The 2,295-nt window shown below is 64.2% G+C and carries 6 protein-coding genes; 5 read left to right on the top strand and 1 reads right to left on the bottom strand.

Annotated features, from left to right (window positions below; genetic code table 11):
* Positions 1-211 precede the first annotated feature (211 nt).
* Positions 212-430: a helix-turn-helix domain-containing protein gene (locus tag BYZ73_RS22565; RefSeq protein ID WP_146746381.1), complete on the bottom strand. Its 219-nt coding sequence runs from the start codon at positions 428-430 to the stop codon at positions 212-214.
* Positions 431-534: 104 nt separating this feature from the next.
* On the opposite strand from BYZ73_RS22565, the gene BYZ73_RS20815 reads away from it, so the two are divergent.
* The 5 genes from BYZ73_RS20815 (at position 535) to BYZ73_RS20800 (ending at position 2,217) form a co-directional block, all read left to right on the top strand.
* Positions 535-831, top strand: coding sequence for a helix-turn-helix domain-containing protein (locus tag BYZ73_RS20815; RefSeq protein ID WP_112317526.1), 297 nt, complete (start codon positions 535-537; stop codon positions 829-831).
* A gap of 305 nt (positions 832-1,136) precedes the next feature.
* A complete protein-coding gene (locus BYZ73_RS20810; RefSeq protein ID WP_112317525.1) occupies positions 1,137-1,427 on the top strand; it encodes a hypothetical protein in 291 nt (96 codons plus the stop codon).
* 65 nt (positions 1,428-1,492) lie between these two features.
* Positions 1,493-1,636, top strand: coding sequence for a hypothetical protein (locus BYZ73_RS23010; protein ID WP_181498144.1), 144 nt, complete (start codon positions 1,493-1,495; stop codon positions 1,634-1,636).
* The gene (locus BYZ73_RS20805; RefSeq protein ID WP_112317524.1) at positions 1,636-1,890 is read left to right on the top strand and encodes a hypothetical protein; all 255 of its coding nucleotides are present in this window, start codon (positions 1,636-1,638) and stop codon (positions 1,888-1,890) included. The genes BYZ73_RS23010 and BYZ73_RS20805 overlap by 1 nt, the downstream gene beginning before the upstream one ends.
* A gap of 18 nt (positions 1,891-1,908) precedes the next feature.
* Positions 1,909-2,217, top strand: a complete 309-nt coding sequence (locus BYZ73_RS20800) for a hypothetical protein (protein ID WP_181498143.1) — start codon at positions 1,909-1,911, stop codon at positions 2,215-2,217.
* Positions 2,218-2,295: the final 78 nt, after the last annotated feature.

Below are 2,295 nucleotides of genomic sequence, written 5' to 3'. Positions count from 1 at the left end.
CCACTTCCGCTCCCGCTCCTGCGGGTCGCGCAAATTCTGGAAGGACTTTTGCATAGCGACATCCCTATGGTGGCTTCGTGCAAAATGACTCGGGGTCGAAATCGATGGGGAGGACGCCGTCAACATGCCGGGTCCTCCCGACTGGCCGGTGCCGGAGAAGTAGATGCCCGACAGCGCGTTATGCAGACGAGAGGATTGCAGTGACACAACATCAGGCGGCGTCCCCTGACATGCCCGCTCGGAACCACGACGCTACGGAAACGGCTCCGCTCGTTTCCTCTTCGATCCGCACCATCAGCTTTTTCGACGGCTGCGCCGTTCCGTTCCTGAGCATGGTGAAATGGCTGCGCGAGATCCCAAACCGACGCGCCCACTGCTCATGTGTGAGTTGTTCCGCACTGCCGTGGATGTAATGCGCAAGACTGTTCATGTTCCCATGTGTCGAACATTTCGACATCTCAGTCAAGCAGCAGAAGCCCCTTCCGTCGCCAAAATCGACGGGACGGCTTAGCGGATGCACAATATACTTCGCCCATGGGTTTGCGAATAAAGGAACTTCGGGAAGGCAAGCGTCTCAGCCAGCAGCAACTGGCGGAGATGGCCGGCTTATCACGTTCGCAGCTCTCCGAGATCGAGAACGAGAGAAAGCCAGCAAACACCTTGCGCTTGACCTCTATCGCTCGCGCGCTGAACGTAACTGTCGAAGAGCTGTTTACTAGCGACCCCGCAGAAAGCTATAAAAAAGAGATACTTGACCTTATGCGCGAGATGGCCCCAGAAGACCGGGAAGCTCTAATCCGCTATGCTCGCGCTATGGCGAGCCCGCGATAGGCGTCGCGCCTCCGTCAACAAATCCTGAAGCTCGCGGACCCTCATACGCCGCATGAGCCCTGCGATCTCCGCTTCTTGTTTTTCTAGATCACCGCGACTGGATTCGGCACTCGGCATTCTCTCCACCAGGATATTCCTGTTTCGTTCTCACCCCAGCCTAGTAGGATCCCCCCCTCACGCAACCCCAAACGCGGCGGTCCATCTGCCGCATTGTCGTTTATTTCGACACTCTAGCGCGATCAAGCTTGACTGAAATGTCGAAATCTTCGACATTCCTCTTCACCGTAACCGGAAAGGGGAACCCCATGAAGACCATCCTGACCGCCGCCGCCGCGCTGGCCCTGCTGGCCGCGCCCGCGCTCGCCGCCGTCAATGCCACCGAGGATCTGTCGGCCATCCGCCAGCCCTCGGCCGACGGCGCGGGCTGCTTTGCCGCCATCGCGGGCACCAACGCCTTCGAACGCACCCACGCCCCGGGCTGCATCTATTACCGCGCGCCCACCGGCACCGACCCGAAGGAGGTCGAGGCCGCCGATCCCGAGCCCGGCGATCCCGGCGAGGCCGAGGGCGACGACAACGAGAACGCCGGTCTCTGAGCATCGGTGCGGGCCGCGTGTCGGCCCTCATCCCATGCCCAGATCCGGAGGACCCCATGCCCCGCATGCCCAAAATCCCCGACCTTCCCGCAACCTACGGCTTCGGCACCTGGCGCGACGCGCTGCTGGGCGCCCTGATCGGCGCGCTCTTCGTCGGCTCGGCCTGGGGCGGCATCACGCTGGCCGAAATCGCCCACGGAAGTCTCTGATGGATACGGTCCTCGCCGCCGCCCCGGAACTGGCCGACTTCGTCGCCGAATGGCGATCCGCTGCCCCCGAGGTCCAGCTGGCCGCCATCCGCGGCGCGCTGCGCCGCCAGGGCATCGCCCAGCCCGCGCCCGACGATCCCGCGCGGGCAGGATACGAGATCCAGCTTTTCGGACTCGCCGCCCTCGGCCGGGACGAGGCCGACGCCGCCCGCATCTGGATGGAGGCAGCCGCCCGCCGCTGCCCCTTCGCCTGAAACCGCAAGGAACACCTCATGTCCGACGACATTACCACCGCCGACAGGCTGCAAGACCCGGCCCCGGACGCCGAACCGGACTGGACCCTGAAATTCACGCTGAGAGGAGGCGATACCGTCGAATGGATCGCGGCGAAATCGGTCGTCTTCGGCGCGCTGGAAGAGCTGAAGACGCACGACCGCGCAACCGGCCCGTTGAGCTGGTTCTTCCTCCCCATGGGGGCGATCAACATGGGCGAGGTTCGGGTCGTCACGATCCGCCCCTGCCCGCCCGAGACCAAGCCCGACCCCGAGCCCGCGCGGCGCGCGCGCTTCAGCCTGGTCTGAGGCGAATGTCGGCGCCCCTCCGGATCCTGATCGGCTGCGAGACCTCGGGCGTGATGCGCCGGGCCTTCGCCGCGCGCG

The sequence above is a fragment of the Rhodovulum viride genome (genome assembly GCF_003265965.1).
Taxonomy (GTDB): Bacteria; Pseudomonadota; Alphaproteobacteria; order Rhodobacterales; family Rhodobacteraceae; genus Rhodovulum; species Rhodovulum kholense.
The sequence above is the reverse complement of the archived record's forward strand: the minus strand, read 5'-3'. Positions and strand labels throughout refer to the sequence as shown.

Excerpts from the sequence above, each read along its gene's own strand:
- BYZ73_RS20805 (WP_112317524.1), top strand. The coding sequence starts at position 1,636 with ATGGATACGGTCCTCGCCGCCGCCCCGGAACTGGCCGACTTCGTCGCC.
- BYZ73_RS20810 (WP_112317525.1), top strand. The coding sequence starts at position 1,137 with ATGAAGACCATCCTGACCGCCGCCGCCGCGCTGGCCCTGCTGGCCGCG.
- BYZ73_RS20800 (WP_181498143.1), top strand. The coding sequence starts at position 1,909 with ATGTCCGACGACATTACCACCGCCGACAGGCTGCAAGACCCGGCCCCG.
- BYZ73_RS20815 (WP_112317526.1), top strand. The coding sequence starts at position 535 with ATGGGTTTGCGAATAAAGGAACTTCGGGAAGGCAAGCGTCTCAGCCAG.
- BYZ73_RS23010 (WP_181498144.1), top strand. The coding sequence starts at position 1,493 with ATGCCCAAAATCCCCGACCTTCCCGCAACCTACGGCTTCGGCACCTGG.
- BYZ73_RS22565 (WP_146746381.1), bottom strand. The coding sequence starts at position 430 with ATGAACAGTCTTGCGCATTACATCCACGGCAGTGCGGAACAACTCACA.